Source organism: Geodermatophilus sp. URMC 63 (genome assembly GCF_053502565.1).
In genome coordinates this window covers 2,896,834-2,915,588 of sequence record NZ_CP199956.1, presented here as the reverse complement: position 1 = coordinate 2,915,588, position 18,755 = coordinate 2,896,834, and the positions used below count along the sequence as shown (strand labels likewise).

The window sequence follows — 18,755 nt, the reverse complement described above, 5'->3', positions numbered from 1 at the left end:
CGTCAGCGCGTCAGGCGCTCTTCTCGCGGCGCTCGCGGGTGGGCTTGCGGGGCACGATCGTCGGGTTGACGTGCTCCAGCACGACCTCCTTGGTGATCCGCACGGTGGCGACGTCGTCGCGGCTGGGCACCTCGTACATGACCGACTGCAGCACCTCCTCCATGATCGCGCGGAGCCCGCGGGCGCCGGTGCCACGGAGGATGGCCTGGTCGGCGATCGCCTCGAGGGCGTCGTCGCTGAACTCCAGGTCCACGCCGTCGAGCTCGAACAGCCGCCGGTACTGGCGCACCAGGGCGTTCTTCGGCTCGGTGAGGATGCTGATCAGCGCCTCGCGGTCGAGGGCCTGCACGCTGGTGATCACCGGGAGCCGGCCGATGAACTCGGGGATCATCCCGAACTTCAGCAGGTCCTCGGGCATGACCTCGGCGAAGGCGCTGGAGGCCTCGATCTCCTTCTTGCCGCGGATCTCCGCGCCGAAGCCGATCCCCTGCTTGCCGACCCGCTGCTCGATGACCTTCTCCAGGCCGGCGAAGGCGCCGCCCACGATGAACAGCACGTTCGTCGTGTCGATCTGGATGAACTCCTGGTGCGGGTGCTTGCGGCCGCCCTGCGGCGGCACCGACGCCGTCGTCCCCTCGAGGATCTTCAGCAGCGCCTGCTGCACGCCCTCACCGGAGACGTCGCGGGTGATCGACGGGTTCTCGCTCTTGCGGGCGATCTTGTCGACCTCGTCGATGTAGATGATCCCGGTCTCGGCGCGCTTGACGTCGTAGTCGGCGGCCTGGATCAGCTTGAGCAGGATGTTCTCGACGTCCTCGCCGACGTAACCGGCCTCGGTCAGCGCCGTGGCGTCGGCGATGGCGAACGGGACGTTGAGCATCCGCGCGAGGGTCTGCGCCAGGTGGGTCTTGCCGCACCCGGTGGGGCCCATCAGCAGGATGTTGGACTTGGCGAGCTCGACCGACTCGTCGCGGCCGGCGCGCTCACCGCCGGCCTGCACCCGCTTGTAGTGGTTGTAGACGGCGACGGCGAGGGTCCGCTTGGCCTTCTCCTGGCCGATGACGTACTGCTCGAGGAAGTCGTGGATCTCGCGGGGCTTGGGCAGCTCGTCGAACTTCAGGTCCGACGACTCCGAGAGCTCCTCCTCGATGATCTCGTTGCAGAGGTCGATGCACTCGTCGCAGATGTAGACCCCGGGGCCCGCGATGAGTTTCTTGACCTGCTTCTGGCTCTTGCCGCAGAACGAGCACTTGAGCAGGTCACCGCTCTCACCGATTCGTGCCACCTGCTGACCTCCACCTCGGGGGAAGCAGGTCCTGCGGAGACCGGACCTGCGGATGTGTGTCGCTGACCTGCTCGTACTCGGCCCCGCTGGCGGCGGGTGCCGCGAGGGTGACCTCCCGGCGTCGCCGTCCGGGTGTCGGACGGTTCCCGACGCTACCTGCCGCCGACGGCGCCGTGGGGCTGCGACGCCCCGGTGCGCCGAGGGCCGCCGACCCGCACGCCACTCTCGGCACTGCACCCCGAACGGTACGGGTCGAGCGCGCGACACGCGCGAACCCGAGCCGTACCGTCCGGGGAACGGCGATGGTCATGCCGGGAGCGCGTTGAGCTTCCGGCTCTGGATGACCTGGTCGACGATGCCGTACTCCTTGGCCTCGTTCGCGGTCAGGATCTTGTCGCGGTCGATGTCGGAGCGGACCTGCTCGGCCGACCGGCCGGTGTGCCGCGCGAGGATCTCCTCCATCTGCGTGCGCACCCGCTCGATCTCGGCGGCGTGGATCTCCAGGTCGGAGACCTGGCCGCCGGCCTCGCCCGAGGGCTGGTGAATGAGCACCCGCGAGTACGGGAGCGCCAGCCGCTTGCCCGGGGTCCCGGCCGCGAGCAGGACGGCGGCGGCGGAGGCCGCCTGGCCCATGCACACGGTCTGGATGTCGGGGCGGACGAACATCATCGTGTCGTAGATGGCCATCAGCGACGTGAACGAGCCACCGGGCGAGTTGATGTAGATCGTGATGTCGCGGTCGGGGTCGGCCGACTCCAGCGTGATCAGCTGGGCCATCACGTCGTTGGCCGACGCGTCGTCGATCTGCACCCCGAGGAAGATGATGCGCTCCTCGAAGAGCTTGTTGTACGGGTTGGACTCCTTCATGCCGTAGCTGGTCCGCTCCACGAAGGAGGGGAGGATGTAACGGCTGGAGGGCATCTCGAAGCTCATGTCAGTTCTCCTCGCGGCCGTCAGTTGTCGGAGACCGGGTTGGTGCTGTCGGTCATGGCGGCACGGCTGACGACGTGGTCGACGAAGCCGTACTCGAGGGCCTCCTGCGCGGTGAACCAGCGGTCGCGGTCGGAGTCCTTCTCGATCTGCTCGATCGGCTGCCCGGTGTGGAAGGACTGCAGCTCGTTGAGCTCCTTCTTCGTACGGCGGAACAGGTCGGCCTGGATGGCGATGTCCGCGGCGGTGCCGCCGACGCCGGCCGAGGGCTGGTGCATCATGATCCGCGCGTGCGGCAGGGCGTAGCGCTTGCCCTTGGTGCCGGCGGTGAGCAGGAACTGGCCCATCGACGCGGCCAGGCCCATGCCGTAGGTCGCGACGTCGCAGTCGATGAACTGCATCGTGTCGTAGATGGCCATGCCGGCACTCACCGAGCCGCCGGGCGAGTTGATGTACAGGTGGATGTCCTGCTTGGGGTCCTCGGCCGACAGCAGCAGCATCTGCGCGGCCAGCTGGTTGGCGATGACGTCGTCGACCTGGGTGCCCAGGAAGATGATCCGCTCGCGCAGGAGACGCTCGTAGACCGAGTCGTTGAGGTTCATCCCCCCGGCGCCGCCCCGCATGAGCGGGGAGGTCGCCAGGTTCGGGTCGGTGCTCACGGGTGTGGTGACCTCCGTAGGACTGGGAGAGCAGTCGGTCTCGATGGGCGGGCTCGTGGGGGCGGGGCCGGACGGCCCGTGCGGGCCGTACCCCCGGCGCCCACCCCGAGTCACGTCGACCCTAACGCGCACCCCTGGGCCGGGAGTCCCGGCGCGGGGGCCTGTTCGCCGTCGGCGCAGCGCGCCTGGACGAGCGGTGCCCGGGACGACGGACGCCGCCCTCCCCCGCTGCTGCAGGGGAGGACGGCGTCTGCACGTGGGTGCGGCGGGGTCAGCCCTTGGCGACGTCCCCGCTGTCCTCGGTGGCGCCCTCGGTGGCCTCGACGGCGACCGCGGTCTGCACCTCGGCGTCGGGCGCGTCGTCGGCGTCCGTCCCGGTGGCGTCGTCGGTGGCGTCGGCGGTCTCGGCGTCCTCGGTGCCGGCGTCGGCCGCGGGGGCCTGCACCGTCTGCGGGCGGAGCGCGTCGAGGTCGACGACGTTGCCCGACGCGTCGGTGATCGTCGTCTGCTCGAGCAGCTGGGCCAGGGCCTTGGTGCGGCGGACGTCGGCGACGAACTCGGCGATGTTGCCGCCCTGCTGCAGCTGCTGGGCGTACTGCTCGGGGCTCATCCGGCTGCGCGAGGCCTGGGCCATGATCTGCGCGGACAGGTCGTCGTTGTCGACGGTGATCTCGCGGGCGTCGGCGATCGCGTCGAGGACGAACTGGGTGCGGACGGCCTCCTCGATCTGCGTCCGCTGCTCAGCCTCGTAGGCCTCACGGCTCTCGACGCCGGACATCTGCACGAAGGCGTCCCAGTCCATGCCGGCCTGCTGCAGCTCGGACTCCATCGCCCGGTTGCGCCACTCGATCTCGCGGTCGACCAGCCCGTCGGGGATCGGGACCTCGACGGCGCCGAGCAGGTGCTCGACCAGCTTGTCGCGGGCCTGGGCGCCCTGCTGCATGGTCTTGACCCGCTGCAGCCGGGTGCGGACGTCGTCGCGCAGCTCGGCCAGGGTGTCGAACTCGCTGGCGGTGGAGGCGAACTCGTCGTCGAGCTCGGGCAGCTCCTTGGCCTTCACCGAGCGGACGGTGACGGTGACCTGGGCCGTCCGGCCGGCGTGCGGGCCCTGCTGCAGCTCGGTGTCGAAGGTGGCGGTCCCGTCGGCGGACAGCCCGCGGACGGCGTCGTCGAGGCCCTCCATGAGCGAGCCGGAGCCGACCTCGTAGGACATGCCGCTAGTCGTGCCGTCCTCGAGCACCTCGTCGTCGACGCGGGCCTCGAGGTCGAGTGAGACGAAGTCGCCGTCCTGGGCGGGGCGGTCGACGCCGGTCAGCATCGAGAACCGCTCGCGCATGACCGAGACCTGCTGGTCGATCTCCTCGTCGGTGACCTCGACGTCGTCGACGGTCACGGCCAGCTCGTCGAGCGGGGGCAGCTCGAGCTTGGGGGCGACGTCGACCTCGGCGGTGAAGGCGAGGGTGTCGTTGTCGTCGAGGCGGGTGACCTCGATGTCAGGCTGGCCGAGGACGTGCACGGAGTTCTCGCGGACGACCTCGGAGTAGACCTCGGGGATCGCGTGCTGCACGACCTGCTCGAGGACGACGGGGCGACCGATGCGCTGGTCGAGCACCCGGTTGGGCACCTTGCCCGGGCGGAAGCCGGGGACGCGCACCTGCTTGCCCAGCTCCTTGTAGACCTCACCGAAGGCGTGGTCCAGGTCCCCCCAGGGCACCTCGATCGCCATCCGGACCCGCGTGGGGCCCAGTTCCTCGATGGTGCTCTTCACGCGCAGTGCTCCTCGGTAGGACGGATCTCCGGAGGCGCCAGGGACCGGCGCCGGTCGGCCCCCGAGTCTAGAGACGTCGCGGGCGGGGTCGGGGTGGCGGGATTCGAACCCACGGCCCCCCGCTCCCAAAGCGGGTGCGCTACCAAGCTGCGCCACACCCCGTGGCGGCAGCGAGTCTAGGCGCGCCCACCGGCAGCGACCGCCGGACGCCGGTCGGCCCACGGAGCGGCCTCCTCCAGCGCCGCGGCCACGCGGACCAGCAGGTCCTCGCGGCCGGTGGCGGCGACGAGCTGGACGCCGACCGGGAGACCCTCGGCGGTGGTGTGCAGCGGGAGGCTGACGGCGGGCTGGCCGGTGACGTTGAGCTGGGCTGTCCAGGGGATGAAGGAGCCGATGCGGCGGCCCTCCTCGCGCGGGCCCGCGGCGGTGAACCAGCCCAGCTCCGGCGGCGGGGCGCCGACGGTCGGGGTGACCAGCAGGTCGAAGCCCTGGCCGCCGTCGTCGGCCGGCGTCCAGAAGGCGGCCATCCGGCGCGACCAGGTGCCGAGCCAGGCGCGGGCGGCGAGGTAGTCGGGGGCGGTCATGCGGTTGCCCACCGTCCGGTAGTACGCGTTGCGGGGCTCGAGTTCGTCGTCGGTGATAGCCCGGCCGATCAGCTCCTCGCGGTCGGCGAGGGTGCGGGCGGTGTCAGCGGCGATGGTGGCGTTGAAGTGGCGCTGGAACGCGTCCTCGAAGAAGGCGGCGGGCCCGGCCTCCTCGACGGCGCAGCCGAGGTCCTCGAGCAGCCGGCCGGTCGTCGTGACGGCGGTGCGGCACTCGGGGTCGTCGAGCCAGCGCTCGTCGGGCGGTGAGGCGAGCAGGCCGACCCACAGCCGGCCGACCGGGGCGCCGACCTCCTCGCGCAGCGGGCGGGGCAGCGGCGGGGCGGCGTAGGGGTCGCCGGGCATGGGGCGGCCGATGACGTCGAGGACGGCGGCGGCGTCACGGACGGTACGCGTGACGACGCCGTCGATGGTGGCGCCGGCCCAGCCCTCACCGACGTCGGGGCCCTGGCTGACGCGGGCGCGGGTGGGCTTGAGGCCGACCAGGCCGCACTCGCCGGCGGGGATGCGGATGGAGCCGCCGCCGTCGCTGGCGTGCGCGACCGGCACCATGCCCGACGCGACGGCCGCGGCCGAGCCGCCGCTGGAGCCGCCGGTGGAGCGGGTGGGGTCCCACGGGTTGCGGGCCGGGGCGTTGGCCGCGGGCTCGGTGGTGACCGTGGTGCCGAGCTCGGGGACGTTGGTGCGGCCGAGGACGACGAAGCCGGCGCTCCTGAAGGCGGTGGCGAGGTGACTGTCGCGGGGCCAGCGGATGCGGGCCTCCTGGAGCGGGGCGAGGCCGTAGGCCGTCTCCTCCCCCGCCATGTGCGCGCCCATGTCCTTGAGCAGCAGCGGGACGCCGCGGAACGGACCGTCGGGCAGGTCGCTCTTGGCCTCTTCCCTCGCGGCGTCGAAGCGGTCGCGGATGACGGCGTCCAGCTGCGGGTTCGTCTTCTCGATGCGCTCGATGGCAGCGTCGACGAGCTCGGCGGGGCTGGCCTCTCCCCGGCGGACGAGCTCGGCGGAGGCGGTGGCGTCCAGCCACGTGGCGTCGGTCACGTCAGGAAGCTATCGACCCGGCCCGCTAGGCTGGGCCGGCACCTCGCGGGTGTAGCTCAATGGCAGAGCCCCAGCCTTCCAAGCTGGCCATGCCGGTTCGATCCCGGTCACCCGCTCCACGTATAACCGCAGGTCAGAGTGCCTGTTAGCGCAACTGGAGAAGGTCTGGAGGACCCTCCGGAAGGCCCGATATGACCCGTTTTGACCCCTGTTTTCCGCTGCGTGGGTCATGAATGGGTCACGCCGGGCGGCCCACACGGCGAGGTTGCAGCCCTCGTTCCTCTCCCCTGGGGCCGCGTGACCACAGTCGGGTCACGCGGTGAGCTCGAGGCCGTGTCGAGCGGCGATCCGTCGCGCGATGTCCTCCACTGGCACTGCCAGCCGCTCGGCCGCTGCCCGGCTGTAGATGACGAGGGCGAAGACGGCGTACTGCCACAGCGGGGTCTGCCACCAGCCGGCATCGTTCACCAGGTCAGGCTGCAGGCCGCCGCGCATGCAGGCGGCGGCGTAAAGGGCGTACTGGCTGTTGCGGTGCTCGACGCGGCCGCAGAACGTCACCTCCGGCAGGTAGCGCTCACGCAGCCCTTCGTACGCGAGCGGCTCGGCGCCGGGCGGGCTGGAGAGGTCGAGTGCCGTGACGGCGACTTCGAGCAGAACGACGTCCGGGGTGAACCAGCCGGGCACATGGCTGGGAGCCGCATCCGCCATGAGGCCGGAGACATCGTCGCCCCGCGCCAGGCCGGACAACACCGCGACCTGAGCGCGACGATGCAGATGTTTCGGGTCGATGCGCTCCCGCTTTGCCACCGCAACAGTGTCGCCAACCAACGGGTACGTGCCTCAGGTAGGGCTACCAGTTAGGGCTATGACACTGCCAGGCCGTCATGATCGCGTTTGTGGTGATTCGCTGCCGTTTCATCAGCCGCTTGATGTGCCCGTTCGTACAACCGCGGACGCGGACGCGGACGCACCACGGCGAACGCCGCCAACTGCAACCACAACTGCAACCAGGCACTGAACCGGGGCGATGAACGTCGGGCCTTGCCCCAGCTGGGCGGTGCCCACCCGTGCCCGGGCATAAGTTGGCGCGGTGCAACTAGGCCTCAGTCGCTTCGGAGTTGTCGAGGTGTTGGCCGCGGTTTCAACGCTCGCGCCGGACAAGGAGACCCTCCGTACGGTAGCGGCTGGGCAGCATGCTTGCGCGTCCTTCACAGGGTGATCTGCCAGATAGTGCCGTCTGGGAGCGATCACCAGTACGATCCCGGGTGGCAAGGGGCGTGCCCCGAATAGATTGAAAGAGCGGAGGAGAGTCATGCCCGCTAAGGTGACCGTACTAATGGTCCACGGTCTCCTTTCTTCGGGCAAGACATGGGACGCCATCGCGAGTCTCATCGGCCAAGATCAAGAACTGGCCGATGTGGTAAACCTGAGACGCTTTGAATACTCCACCAGCTTGGTGGAGATGCGACCCACGAGACGCATCCCCGAGTTCGAAACGGTGGCCCAGGCACTCGGGATTTTTATCGAGACGTCGGTGCCGAAGTCGGAGCCCATCGTTGTGGTGGCGCATAGTCAGGGTGGACTGATCGTCCAGCGGTACCTTGCGCAGCAGCTGGCGGACGGCAAGGGTCAGGACCTTCAGCGGATCAGCAGCGTCATCTTGCTCGCTACACCGAACTCCGGGTCCGAGCTCCTTCTAACGCTTCGCCGAGGCTTACTGGGGCGGAACCCTCAAGTGCGCGACTTGCGCCCCCTCACTGAGGATATCGCAGAAACGCAACGGCGCATACTGCGGGACATTGTCTTCGCGAAAGAGGCAGGACCGAACACCTCGCCGATTCGAATCTACGCTTATGCCGGCGAAACAGACCGTGTAGTGCTTCCAGCGTCGGCTCGGTCTCTCTTTCCCAATTCTGGGGTACTGCCAGGGGACCATGCCTCGATCAACAAGCCGGCGTCTGTGGAGGCACCCCTCTATAAAATAACCAAAGCACGCATATTGGAAGCGCTATCCGGTCAAACTACTGCGCCTCCAAGGGGCGACTCGAATCTTAAGCCGCCTGCGCTGCCCGAAGCGCCACGATCGTCTGCGTTGAGCCAGGACACAATCAAACACATTGCAGCGACGCTGTTGGAGTTTGAGGATCTTCGCGATCCCACAACCAGGCGGCAGTTCGTCGAGTTTATGCCTCCTTACATACGTGAGAGAATCGCACTGGGCGCCAACGCTCGACTGGATATCGTTACCTTAGTGAAGGCCTGTGCGCGCTTCGAGCAGACGGGTCGTGAGGTTCTCTTGGCCAGTCTAGAATGGATTTTTCCGCCAGAGGATCCCGCCGCGGAACGCCTGCTTGTCCAGTTGCAGGCCTATTGGCCTGACGCTTGATATTCGGAGTCACCGCTCCACTCAAGCCCCGTCACTCCCCCGACCCATGCCCAGCGCTACCGTGACGACGCCTCGAAGGAGCCATCGCGGTGAGCCGAACAGGGGATGACGCTCGCTCGACCTGCACTCACCAAACTGCCAGGGCGGCTGGTAGGGGTCCGCGGACGTCCGCCGTTGTCCATTGCAGCAGGTCAGCGCCGGGTGTGGCTGTCAGGGAATCCCTATGGACGACCGTGAACGGCACGATCTGCCACCACCGTGGCACCACGCAGAGGCCGCCTGACCAGACCCCAGCCGGGCACAGGAGTGGGAACGCCGTCTTCGCCGTGGGACGTTCTGCGGTGCACAGTCGACTTGAGTCCCGACTCCGCCAGCTCGAGCCGGCCTTGCACGGGCAGGCCGCGTCGTCGACCCGCACCAATTGACACGACCGAGGAGACGCCATGAACCACCTGCGCCGACTGCAGGTTGAGCAGCCCGTGTCGCGGGGACTCCGGCATCTGGTAGGTATGCCGGCACGACGCGATCATGCGGAAGCACGACCCGACTACGCGACGCGTCCATCTCCGCCCAACTGAATATGCTGGCGGATATCCCCTGTCCGCCGCGCGCGCTATTATCCGTGCCTTGCACAAGAAGCCTTGGGGGAAGCATGACGGCTGGCGGCACGCAAGGAGCTGGACCGAATGGCCCGGCAAACCAGGGACATTGGCTCGCCCGGCATCCATGGATGAACGGGTTGGCGGGTGGACTGCTCGGCGCTGCCGCGACTGTAGCGGTCGGCCTCTTCGCCGACGCGCAAGGGGCAATTACCATCAACGTCAACGGCGCCACCCCGGCAGCGTCCGCAAGTGCGTCTCCTGAAGCGGCGCCAAGATTAACTACACCGGCTGCAACTTCGTCAAGCACCCCGACCCCGACCCCGGCCCCAGCTCCGGCTCCGTCAACGACGACGGCCAGTCGCCCTGCTACGCCGCCGATCAGGCATCAGGGAGACGTGCAACTCGCTCGTAATGGTGACTCAATCGACATCAACGCCCCAAGTAGCGATCCCACATGGCGAGTGGGACAACTAGACCTCTCCGACACAGGCGCTGTCTCGCTGGACGCAGGCAATCTATACGTCTGGGGTGCGAGTGGCACATTGCTTGACCCCGGCGAGATTGGATCATATGAAGTCTGCAGTACCCAAACGACCTACACGAAGGTCTATCCTGGGTTACGTGTCAACGAACTTGATGGGCGGGACCTCTGCATACGCACGGCAGAGGGGCGCTTCGCCGTCATTCGCGTCGTTGATTACGTGGAGAGCACCGCCACCTTCAACATCACGGTGTGGGAGTTGGGGAGCCGGTAGCCGGTACGTCGATCCTTCGACCGGCAATGTATGCAAGCTGGACGATTCTCACGGGTGAGGGCCGACGAGGCACCTGAGGGCCTCGGCCAAGCCTCGTTCGCCTGGTCGGGTCATCAACCGCTCCGCCACGGCGTATCCGGCAGCTTCTAGGCCACGCCCTCATCAGTGAAGTAGCTCGGCTCGAACTTGTGCGAGAAGTAGCCAGCGCTGTCGACTCGATCAGTTGCTTCGTCGGCAAATGGGTAAGCACGGGCCGGATGTTCTCTGTGGTGAATAGCCCCGACGGGAAGTGCTCGATGAGCCAGACCGTCGTCGGCCGAGTGTCCCAAAATTGCAGCCGTGCCGTGAAGCGATCGAAGTCCACCCAGCCGCTGCTATAGACCGGCGCCATGCCCTTGGTGCGGTAGGTGACGACAAAGTGTCCCGCCCCGGGTTCAGTGGAGGCTCTGGTCCGCCCCTTGTTTTGTGGAGTCCGATTGTTGGATCTTCGTGCCACCTGACCCCTTGAGGAGGGGCTGTGGGACGACGTGGGTATCCGCCGGAGTTCCGGCGCAGGGTGCTGGATCTGGTGGCGTCCGGGCGCAAGGTGTCCGAGGTGGCCTTCGACCTGGAGATCAGCGACCAGACGATCTACTCCTGGCTGCGGCAGGACCGAATCGACCGGGGCCTTGAGCCGGGCCTCACGACGCCCGAGCGGGCAGAGCTTCGTGCCGCGAAGCGGAGGATCGCCGAGCTCGAGGCCGAGCTGGCCATCCACCGGCGGGCCAGTGAGCTGCTGGGCAAGGTGGTGCCCCCAAAAGGCGGTTCGAGGCCATCGCGGTGATGGCAGGCGAGGGCTGCCGGTGGAGGCAGCCACCCGCGTCCTGAACGTCACCGATTCCGGGTACTACGCCTGGCGCAGCCGTGGCCCCTTGGCCAGAGCCGTGCGGCACGCGTTGGTGACCGAGACCATCCGCCAGGTCCATCAAGCCTCCCGGGGGACCTACGGCTACCGACGTGTCCACACCGAGCTGACCATGGGGCGCGGCCTCGTCGTCGGTCACGGCACGGTGGAGCTGCTGATGGCCCGCGCCGGAATCAAGGGAGTCACCGGCGCACCGAAGTGGCGCCGAGCCCGCCCGGACCTGCTGGCCACCGACCTGGTCGACCGTCGCTTCACCCGCGAGGGCGTGAATCAGCTGTGGGTCACCGACATCACCGAGCACCCGACCCGAGAGGGAGAGGTCTACTGCGCGGTCGTGCTAGACGTGTGCTCGCGGCGGGTGGTCGGGTGGTCGATCGATTCCTCACCGACCGCGGCGCTGGTCACCAATGCCCTGGGCATGGCCATCGACACCCGCAGGCCGCCGGCCGGCGCGATCATTCACTCCGATCACGGCGTGCAGGGCGGATTCAAGCGGTCGTCGCAACACCCCGATCCGCAGGGGTGTGACGATGGGGCGAACTGCAGCGTGGATGTCGACGAGGACCGGCCGGGCGCCGATGCGTTCGCCGGGGCGGCCGCCGCCACGGCGTGAGGTCGAGCGGGCGTTCTGGACCAAGATCGCCGAGGGCATGAGCAGCGAGGACGCCGCGGTCGCGGTCGGGGTGTCCGGGCCGGTCGGGTCACGGTGGTTCCGCCAGCGCGGCGGCATGCCGGCCTCGCTGCACTGTGAGCTGTCCTCGGGCCGGTACCTGTCGTTCGCCGAGCGGGAGGAGATCGCGCTGCTGCGCGCTCAGGCGGTCGGGGTCCGAGAGATCGCCCGCCGGATCGGTCGCGCGGCGTCAACGGTGTCGCGGGAGCTACGCCGCAACGCCGCCACCCGGGGCGGCCAGTTGGAGTACCGGGCGTCGGTCGCGCAGTGGAAGGCCGAACGGGCCGCCCGCCGACCCAAGTCCGCCAAGCTGCTCGAGAACGAGCGGCTGCGCGACTACGTCCAGGGCCGGCTCGCCGGCCAGGTGCACCGCCGGGATGGCACGCCGGTGCCCGGCCCGGCCACGGCGGCATGGAAGGGGCGGAACAAGCCCCGGCGTTCCGATCGGCGCTGGGCGACCGCCTGGAGTCCGGAACAGATCGCTCACCGGCTGCCGGTCGACTTCCCCAATGATGCGTCGATGCGGATCTCCCACGAGGCGATCTACCAGGCCCTTTACGTCCAGGGCCGGGATGCGCTCAAGCGCGAGCTGGTCACGTGTCTGCGGACCGGCCGGGCGCTGCGAGTGCCGCGGGCGCGCACCCGGCAGCGCCCTCAGGGGCATGTGACCGCTGAGGTGATGATCAGCGAACGGCCCGCCGAGGCCGACGACCGCGCGATCCCCGGGCACTGGGAGGGCGACCTGATCATCGGCCTGAACCGGTCGGCGATCGGCACGCTGGTGGAGCGCACGAGCAGGTTCACGATGCTGCTGCACCTGCCACGGATGGCCGGTTACGGCATCGAGCCCAGGGTGAAGAACGGTCCGGCCCTGGCCGGCTACGGCGCCGAAGCCATGCGCGCCGCGATCACCGCAAAGGTCGGCACCCTGCCCGACCAGCTTCGCCGATCGCTGACCTGGGACCGCGGCAAGGAGCTCTCTCAGCACGCACAGCTGAGAGTCGACACCGGCCTGGCGATCTACTTCGCCGATCCGCACAGCCCCTGGCAGCGCGGCACGAACGAGAACACCAACGGCCTGCTCCGCCAGTACTTCCCGAAAGGCACCGACCTCTCTCGATGGACAGCCGACGATCTCGAGGCCGTCGCCGCAGCTCTCAACCGCCGACCGCGCAAGACCCTGGACTGGAAGACCCCAGCCGAGGCACTCGATGACCACCTACGCTCGGCAGCACAGGCCGGTGTTGCGACGACCGGTTGAGTCCGGGCAATTTCGCTCGATCGCCTTCGTGAGCACGCTGAAGAACGACGGCCTGACCGGCTCGATGGGCCGCGTCGGGGCCAGCGGCGACAACGCCGCGATGGAGTCCTTCTTCGCGCTGCTGCAGCGCAACGTCCTAGATGTCCTGACCGGACAGGTTGTTCACGCGGCGAGGCGGCTGATCGGTGGGTGACCTCCGAGGGCGGAGTGGCTGCGGGCAGTGTTGTAGTGGGTCAGCCAGGCGTCTAGGGCGGCGGTGCGCTGGTCGTTGCTGGTCCAGCCGGTGGCGTAGGCCCACTCGGTGCGCAGCGTGCGGTTGAACCGCTCGGCTTTGCCGTTGGTCCACGGATGTCCGGGCTGGATGAAGCGGCGGCCGATGCTGAGCTCGGTGCAGGCGGCGATCCAGGCATGGCCTCGGCGGTAGCTCATGGCGTTGTCGGTGAGCACCCGGCGCACCACGACGCCGAGGGCGGCGAACCAGGCCACCGCCCGGGTCAGGAAGCCGGCGCAGGCCTCGACCCGCTCGTCGGGCAGGACCTCGACGTAGGCCAGGCGGGTGTGGTCGTCGATGGCCACGTGGATGTAGTCGTAGCCGATCGGCGTCGGCTTGTGCCGGTGGTCGACGGTGGCCGCCCGGCCGTGCACCCGCCAGCCGCCGCCGGCGGGGATGCGGCCGAGTAGACCGTCTGCCGGCTGATCCCCAGCTGCTTGGCGACCTCGCCGGGCCGGTGCCCGGCCAGGACGCGGGCGACGATCAGCTTGCGGGCGTAGACGGTGGTGCGGGCATTAGCGTGGGCCACAGGGACCTCCGGCGGGAACGGCGACGTCAGACACCGCCACTCCTTCCGGAGGTCTCCTTCACGATCAACCCGCCACGCCGACCGTCAACAACGTGTCTGGATGCGACACCTTGACCGCCGGCGCTGGGCCACCCGGGAGGACCTGCGGATGGCGATCATCACCTGGATCGAGAAGACCTACCACCAGCGCCGCCGGCAACGACGCCTGGGACGACTCACGCCCATCGAGTTCGAGACACTGACCCAGGCCACTCACGCGGCCTGATCGCTTCTACCGAACCGAGAAAGCTGAAGTGGTGGTCTCGACCTTGTCGCCCAGCAGGTGTTGGAACGGCTGGCGAACTCCGCTTGTTGCTGCACCGCTTAAGCACTAGACATGTGCCATGCGGGGGAGCAGGCGGTTGGCAACCTACGGGCGCGAGTACCGTCGCACATGGCGGCAGCGTCTCCTCAGCGTTCTGCTGTTGATTCCCGCCTTATGGTTGTCGGTTCTTCTTCTGCGAGTCCCGGCGGGGAGCGCCCTAACCGTGCCGGCACTTCTCATCGACCGAGTGGTCGTGGCTAGCACGGCCGTCATCCTGCCGGTATCCGTAATTTTATTGATGGTCCTCCCTAATCCTGGCGCGCGCGCCGCGGCGATTGTTGGTGGGACAGTGTCGGGCATCGTCGGGCTTCCGACCGCGCTCGCGGCGATCGATCCCCCGCGCAAGACCCTGCCGACCGCACTAGCACTTGCATCGATCATATGCGCATTGACACTTCTGCTGATCCTGTTGTCCTCGTCCATCAAGGGCCATCGATGGCGCCTGTCGCTATTGGCTCCCTTGTCGCTATTGCCCGTCATTCAGTTTTGGCAGGCGACCTCTTACACTTCTTCTCAACTGATCACATCCGTGACGCCCGAGGTGCGTGTCGTGGTACAAACAGTGAATGCGGAGGAGCGTAAAGGCATAGTGGAGATCACCTTGGCAAACCCTGGTGATGTACGGGCCTCGCTCTTCACGTCGCAACTCATCTACTGCTTCACGACCGAGGACGACTGGCTGGAGGTCGGGAATCTTAGTGACGACGCTTTACTGACTAATGAGTACTGCAGCTACCTCCAAGTATTACCGAGAAACTCACACGTGGACGCCAACACCACACAGACCTACTCTGTCCCATGGAGAGCTTCTACGGACAGGTCATTTTCCCTTGTCGTGATGCGTTCGTATTACGCGCGAGAGGACCGAATCCGTTTGACCGGCACGCCAAACGAGCGCAGTGGTGCGGCGGGGTGCCATGGGCACGTAACGACATACCGCCTTGAAACGGACACTCGATTCAAAGGACTGGTCCAACCCGCGCGACTTCTGACCTTCGACGAGCGGAACTTCTTCCTGAGCTACGAGGGCGCGCCCTTATGCGAGGCCGAGTCGGACGACGAACTGAAGGCGGAGTTGGGCCTGAGGACAATCATCATCAACAGGGGCGATTGGCTCACCGACGACTCTCAGCAGGACTGACGACTCCTTTAGGCCATGAAGCCCCGACATCTATCGTGGACAGCTGCGGGATGCGGGATGCGGGATGCGGGATGCGGCCATAACACACGAACGCACGGGCGGACTTACCACGGCACGTAACGATCAACTCTTGTAGCGACCCCTTCAACTCCCTGCCTGTGCCGAGGACGTCGGCCAGCGCCGTGCGCTGCTCACCCGGCGGTCCTGCTGACCGCGGCCGCCGGAGGGCGGTGGGCGCGAGGCCGGCAACGGGACACGACCGACGGCACGAGGCCAGCTGCGCGACAGGACTTGCAGTCCCCGTCCTGCTCTTTGCTCCAGCCAGAGACCGCACCCACCGCCGAACCGCACGCTACTCGCGCCGCCTTGACACATAGGAGCTCACTTCGGGCTGGGGAACTCGTGGTGACGGGTTACAGGAGGATCGCCAGCAGGCTGAGGACATAGGAACCAGCGGCACCCCTGAGTACCGGGCCCGACGGCGGGCGCGCGAGCAACAACACCGCCAGCAACGCCAGCACGCCCGGGTGGAACACCCCCGTCCGGACTGGGCCGCCCCAGCGGCGGGACGGGCCGGAACGACACACCGCCGCGACGATCCGCGGCTGGTGCGGCGGACCGATCATGCCGCGCAGCCGGGGCCCGATCCCGAAGTGGTGCTCGGCGACCTGTCGGCATAGAGCCTGGGAACAGAGCCGCACGACGACCGCCGGCTGTACGGCAGTGCAGGTGGTTGAGCGGCGGGTCGAAGTCCGCGTCCCCCCCGAGCCGACCCGCCGGGATAGGCCGCGGTTGCTCGGTGAGCTCGCCGGTCAACTGGACGACGGCCGCGTCTACGACCGAGACCTGCCCGCCCTCGCCCGGGCACTGGACCCGGTCCTGCGGTCCTACCGGAGGCGGGCCCGCTGGAGCGGCGCACCCGACCTCCCCTGACTGCTCGGAGCCGGAGCTGCCGTACTGCTCCAGTAGGGCACAGGAGTCGACGGTGACGTCGGGACAGTTGTCGTGGAGCGGGAGCTAACGGGGGTGACGGGCTGACGGGAACGGTGACGCCCTGGCCGGCCCGACGTCACCCCAACCGGCGCGCCACTGGCCGACGCTAGCGACGTGGCGGCCGTGCTGGACGGCAGCGCACCCTCTGCCCAAACAACACGCGCCGCCAGGAAGCGCACCGATCCCGTGCGAGGGGTAACGCGCCCGGTGACGGCTGCGAGGCATGCCGTTCGGCAGCTGACCGCACCCCTGCCACCCCCATCGTCGACTACTCGTCACAACGGATTGCGCAGTCCTGGGTGCATGAGGTGTAACCCATGGCGATCTTGAATCGCCGCGCTTGGGGATGAGAATGCTCCTGTCGTCCGGCGACGTCGTTACACACTGGCGCGGGCGAGCCCGTTGAGGTGTATGGCGCGGGGGCCTCGGGTGCCCTTGATTGCTGCCGTAGAGCGCGTGGGTCTGTGTCCTGGCAGAGGTCCCTCCGGACGGCGTCCACCCGCCGTCTTCGGGAGGTGATCGGGGTGGAGGTCCTGTTCGAGCGGGTCGCCGGGCTCGACATCGGCAAGGAGTCCTTGTGCGTCTGCGTGCGCACACCCGGGCCGCGCGGGAGGCGGGTGAGCCAGACGCGGACGTTCAAGACGACCACCCGCTCGCTGGTGGTCATGCGCGACTGGCTGATTGCCGAGGGCGTGACGATCGCGGCGATGGAGTCCACCTCCACCTACTGGAAGGCGCCGTTCTACTGCCTGGAGGAGGTGATGGAGGTCTAGCTGCTCAACGCCGCGCACATGAAGGCCGTCCCGGGGCGCAAGACCGACGTCAAGGACGCCGAGTGGATCGCCCAGCTGCTCGAGCACGGGCTGCTGCGCCCCTCGTTCGTGCCGCCACCGGAGATCCGGCGGCTGCGGATGCTGACCCGCTATCGCGAACAGCTGATGGGCGACCGCACTCGGGAGGCGATGCGGCTGGAACTGATGCTGGAGGACGCCAGCATCAAGCTCTCGGTGGTGGCCTCCAGCCTGACGACGGTCTCCGCGCGGGCGATGCTGGCCGCCTTGATCGCCGGTGAGCGGGATCCGCGGGCGCTGGCGGAGTTGGCCCGGGGCCGGATGCGGGTCAAGATCCCGGCGCTGACCGAGGCGCTGACCGGGCACTTCGACACGGGTCACGCCCGGCTGGCGCGCTCCATCCTGAGCCGGCTGGAGGCGGTGGAGGCCGCGCTGGCCGAACTGGACGCGGTGCTCGCCGACGCCTTCGCCCCGTGGGCGCACCAGCTGGAATTGCTGCAGACCATTCCCGGAGTCGGGGAGAAGGTCGCCCAGGTCATCGTCGCCGAGACCGGCGCGGACATGTCCCGCTTCCCGTCCGCGGCGCACCTGGCCGCCTGGGCCGGAGTCGCTCCGGCGATCCACGAGTCGGCCGGCAAGCGCACTCCGGCCGGGCTGCGGCACGGCAACAAGTGGCTCAGTCACATGCTGGTCGAGGCCGCCGGCTCGGTCGGCCGGATGAAGGGCAGCAACTACCTCTCGGCGCAGCACGCCCGGCTCACCGCCCGCCGCGGCATGGGCCGGGCACAGGTCGCGGTCGCCCACTCGATCCTGGTCTCGGCCTACTACATGCTCAGCCGGGACGAGCCCTACCAAGACCTCGGCCCCAACTGGCTCGCCCGGCGCACCACGGAGGCCCACACCCGCCGGCTGGTCGCTCAACTCGAGCGGCTCGGGCACACCGTGGTCCTCGATCCGGCCGCCTGACCTGCAGGGCAAGACCACCCCGGGCTCCGCCCGGGGCGCTGACGCGCGCCTGCAACTCACCTATTCACGGGTCTGTGTCACCTCGTGATCTTGTACCTTCGGAGACGGTCCGAAGGGAGGCCGTGGGGGCACGTGGAGGCGAGCCGGCTACCAGAGGATCTCGACTGGGCCGGCTTGCCCGATGGCGGTGATGGCGCGGTCCTTGGTGACCAACGGAGCCCCGAGATCGATCGCCGTCGCGGTGATCAGCCGGTCCCAGGGGTCCCGGAGCGCAGCCAACGCCGCCGCGTCCAAGTAGGCCACGACGGGACCCGTGATCGCGGCCGAGCTGATGTTCCAGCTCGGGTCTTCCGTGACCGCCCACCAGCGTTGAACGTCGGCCGGGCTGAAGCGACCGGCCCGCTGGAGGTAGTGCAGGTCGAGGCGACTCGCCATGGAGACGACGATGCCGCCGTCGGGATCCTGCTGGGCCTGCTCAAGCACCTCCCGGGCTCGCGCACTCAGGTGCTCGTCGGCCTCGAGGAACCAGATGAGGGCATGCGTGTCAGCAACAACCCTCACCGGTCGGGATACGTCGGACCAGACTCGACGTCCTCGACGGCCAGGCGGCTGGCCGCCTCGAACTCCTCCCAGGACACCTCAGGCAGCTCTCCGCGGAGCGCGCCGTAGGCCCGCCAGATCGGCAGGCGTGCGGTCCGAGCCACGATGCGCAGGTGCGCGCCCGGCCGGACACCATGGCGCGCCAGCTCCTCGGGTGCGATGCCGCCGTCAGCACCCACCACCACCTCGAAGCCCGGGTCCGCACTCACGCCTTCGATGATCACACGGCGAGACGGTGAC

At 68.4% G+C, this 18,755-nt stretch carries 15 protein-coding genes, 2 tRNA genes and 4 pseudogenes; 10 read left to right on the top strand and 11 right to left on the bottom strand.

Going from position 1 to position 18,755, the window contains the following annotated elements:
* Positions 1-10 precede the first annotated feature (10 nt).
* From clpX to ACWIZO_RS14360, 6 genes are all read right to left on the bottom strand, one after another.
* The gene (gene clpX, locus ACWIZO_RS14385; protein WP_448638345.1) at positions 11-1,285 is read right to left on the bottom strand and encodes an ATP-dependent Clp protease ATP-binding subunit ClpX; all 1,275 of its coding nucleotides are present in this window, start codon (positions 1,283-1,285) and stop codon (positions 11-13) included.
* A gap of 306 nt (positions 1,286-1,591) precedes the next feature.
* The gene (locus ACWIZO_RS14380; RefSeq protein WP_448638344.1) at positions 1,592-2,218 is read right to left on the bottom strand and encodes an ATP-dependent Clp protease proteolytic subunit; all 627 of its coding nucleotides are present in this window, start codon (positions 2,216-2,218) and stop codon (positions 1,592-1,594) included.
* Positions 2,219-2,238: 20 nt separating this feature from the next.
* Complete coding sequence (locus tag ACWIZO_RS14375) at positions 2,239-2,874, bottom strand: ATP-dependent Clp protease proteolytic subunit (protein ID WP_448638343.1); 636 nt, start codon at positions 2,872-2,874, stop codon at positions 2,239-2,241.
* 271 nt (positions 2,875-3,145) lie between these two features.
* Entirely contained in the window at positions 3,146-4,642 is a 1,497-nt protein-coding gene (gene tig / locus ACWIZO_RS14370) for a trigger factor (RefSeq protein WP_448638342.1), read from the bottom strand.
* A gap of 88 nt (positions 4,643-4,730) precedes the next feature.
* Positions 4,731-4,804 (bottom strand) — tRNA-Pro (locus tag ACWIZO_RS14365).
* Positions 4,805-4,818: 14 nt separating this feature from the next.
* On the bottom strand, positions 4,819-6,282 hold the full coding sequence (locus ACWIZO_RS14360; protein WP_448638341.1) for an amidase: 1,464 nt from the start codon (positions 6,280-6,282) through the stop codon (positions 4,819-4,821).
* Positions 6,283-6,327: 45 nt separating this feature from the next.
* Between ACWIZO_RS14360 and ACWIZO_RS14355 the strand changes: the two genes are divergently transcribed.
* Positions 6,328-6,401, top strand: a tRNA-Gly gene (locus tag ACWIZO_RS14355).
* Positions 6,402-6,594: 193 nt separating this feature from the next.
* Here ACWIZO_RS14355 and ACWIZO_RS14350 read toward each other — a convergent pair.
* On the bottom strand, positions 6,595-7,089 hold the full coding sequence (locus ACWIZO_RS14350) for a hypothetical protein (RefSeq protein WP_448638340.1): 495 nt from the start codon (positions 7,087-7,089) through the stop codon (positions 6,595-6,597).
* A 505-nt stretch (positions 7,090-7,594) separates the two neighbouring features.
* On the opposite strand from ACWIZO_RS14350, the gene ACWIZO_RS14345 reads away from it, so the two are divergent.
* The 5 genes and pseudogenes from ACWIZO_RS14345 to ACWIZO_RS14325 all read left to right on the top strand — a co-directional run.
* The gene (locus tag ACWIZO_RS14345; RefSeq protein WP_448638339.1) at positions 7,595-8,668 is read left to right on the top strand and encodes an alpha/beta fold hydrolase; all 1,074 of its coding nucleotides are present in this window, start codon (positions 7,595-7,597) and stop codon (positions 8,666-8,668) included.
* A gap of 1,874 nt (positions 8,669-10,542) precedes the next feature.
* Positions 10,543-10,848 carry a transposase gene (locus ACWIZO_RS14340; protein ID WP_448638338.1) on the top strand — a complete coding sequence of 102 codons (306 nt, stop codon included), beginning with the start codon at positions 10,543-10,545 and terminating at the stop codon, positions 10,846-10,848.
* Positions 10,733-11,542, top strand: a complete 810-nt coding sequence (locus tag ACWIZO_RS14335) for an IS3 family transposase (protein ID WP_448638337.1) — start codon at positions 10,733-10,735, stop codon at positions 11,540-11,542. The genes ACWIZO_RS14340 and ACWIZO_RS14335 overlap by 116 nt, the downstream gene beginning before the upstream one ends.
* The gene (locus ACWIZO_RS14330) at positions 11,481-12,860 is read left to right on the top strand and encodes an IS30 family transposase (RefSeq protein ID WP_448638336.1); all 1,380 of its coding nucleotides are present in this window, start codon (positions 11,481-11,483) and stop codon (positions 12,858-12,860) included. The genes ACWIZO_RS14335 and ACWIZO_RS14330 overlap by 62 nt, the downstream gene beginning before the upstream one ends.
* Positions 12,802-13,002 (top strand): annotated as a pseudogene (locus ACWIZO_RS14325) (IS3 family transposase); the annotation flags it as partial. The gene ACWIZO_RS14330 and the pseudogene ACWIZO_RS14325, both read left to right, overlap by 59 nt.
* Before the next feature lie 20 nt (positions 13,003-13,022).
* Here the strand turns inward: ACWIZO_RS14325 and ACWIZO_RS14320 are convergent.
* Positions 13,023-13,538 (bottom strand): annotated as a pseudogene (locus ACWIZO_RS14320) (integrase core domain-containing protein); the annotation flags it as partial.
* 44 nt (positions 13,539-13,582) lie between these two features.
* Positions 13,583-13,660, bottom strand: a pseudogene (locus ACWIZO_RS14315) (hypothetical protein); the annotation flags it as partial.
* Between the two features lie 109 nt (positions 13,661-13,769).
* On the opposite strand from ACWIZO_RS14315, the pseudogene ACWIZO_RS14310 reads away from it, so the two are divergent.
* From ACWIZO_RS14310 to ACWIZO_RS14295, 4 genes and pseudogenes are all read left to right on the top strand, one after another.
* Positions 13,770-13,925, top strand: a pseudogene (locus ACWIZO_RS14310) (IS3 family transposase); the annotation flags it as partial.
* Positions 13,926-14,217: 292 nt separating this feature from the next.
* Positions 14,218-15,165, top strand: a complete 948-nt coding sequence (locus tag ACWIZO_RS14305) for a hypothetical protein (RefSeq protein WP_448638335.1) — start codon at positions 14,218-14,220, stop codon at positions 15,163-15,165.
* Positions 15,166-16,682: 1,517 nt separating this feature from the next.
* On the top strand, positions 16,683-16,931 hold the full coding sequence (locus tag ACWIZO_RS14300) for a hypothetical protein (protein ID WP_448638334.1): 249 nt from the start codon (positions 16,683-16,685) through the stop codon (positions 16,929-16,931).
* Complete coding sequence (locus ACWIZO_RS14295; protein ID WP_448642960.1) at positions 16,932-17,915, top strand: IS110 family transposase; 984 nt, start codon at positions 16,932-16,934, stop codon at positions 17,913-17,915.
* Positions 17,916-18,062: 147 nt separating this feature from the next.
* Here ACWIZO_RS14295 and ACWIZO_RS14290 read toward each other — a convergent pair whose 3' ends face one another.
* Both ACWIZO_RS14290 and ACWIZO_RS14285 read right to left on the bottom strand, forming a co-directional pair.
* Positions 18,063-18,476: a type II toxin-antitoxin system VapC family toxin gene (locus tag ACWIZO_RS14290; protein ID WP_448638333.1), complete on the bottom strand. Its 414-nt coding sequence runs from the start codon at positions 18,474-18,476 to the stop codon at positions 18,063-18,065.
* Positions 18,473-18,739: a hypothetical protein gene (locus ACWIZO_RS14285; RefSeq protein WP_448638332.1), complete on the bottom strand. Its 267-nt coding sequence runs from the start codon at positions 18,737-18,739 to the stop codon at positions 18,473-18,475. Before ACWIZO_RS14285 ends, ACWIZO_RS14290 begins: the two co-directional genes overlap by 4 nt.
* Between the last annotated feature and the right edge of the window lie 16 nt (positions 18,740-18,755).

What these genes read in the sequence shown, in the direction of transcription:
- ACWIZO_RS14330 (WP_448638336.1), top strand. Translation starts at nt 11,481, where the DNA reads ATGTCGACGAGGACCGGCCGGGCGCCGATGCGTTCGCCGGGGCGGCCG.
- ACWIZO_RS14345 (WP_448638339.1), top strand. Translation starts at nt 7,595, where the DNA reads ATGCCCGCTAAGGTGACCGTACTAATGGTCCACGGTCTCCTTTCTTCG.
- ACWIZO_RS14380 (WP_448638344.1), bottom strand. Translation starts at nt 2,218, where the DNA reads ATGAGCTTCGAGATGCCCTCCAGCCGTTACATCCTCCCCTCCTTCGTG.